General features: G+C 68.9%; 1 protein-coding gene. It reads right to left on the reverse strand.

All coding sequences use genetic code 11. The annotated features are described in order from the left end of the window. Positions 1-247: 247 nt before the first annotated feature. The coding region (locus RMT89_RS41235; protein ID WP_315888883.1) for a hypothetical protein at positions 248-431 on the reverse strand (184 nt) is incomplete at its 5' end.

Consider the following 431-nt stretch of genomic DNA (forward strand, 5'->3'; position numbering starts at 1 on the left):
GCTTCGCTGCCTCCAGTGACAGCGCATTGTTCTGCTCCCACGCCTCCGCACCCAGCTTCAGCGCGTCCCGCAGCAGGTCCTGCTCGGTGCCAGCCGCTCGGGTAGCGCCAGCGAGACGCCCAATCACGTCGAGCTGCCGCTCACCATCGACGCCGAGGTCCTTCAGCACCGCATTGACATCCTCACCGGATGCCCGCATCCGGCCGAGACCCTCGACGAAATCGGCGGTCGCACCAGCGGCGTCACGTCACCACTTCTCGCGGAACTCATCGGCGGTCTGCCCGCTGATGCGGGCCAGTGTCGCCAAACCGTTGCCACCGGCACGGACGTGCGCGTCGATGAGCCGCCATGTCTTGGACATCGCCGTGCCGCCGGCCTCCGCCTCGACACCGACCGACGCCATCGCCGCAGCGGTCGCCAGCACGTCAGCC

The sequence above is a fragment of the Streptomyces sp. P17 genome (assembly GCF_032436805.1).
Classification (GTDB): Bacteria; Actinomycetota; Actinomycetes; order Streptomycetales; family Streptomycetaceae; genus Streptomyces.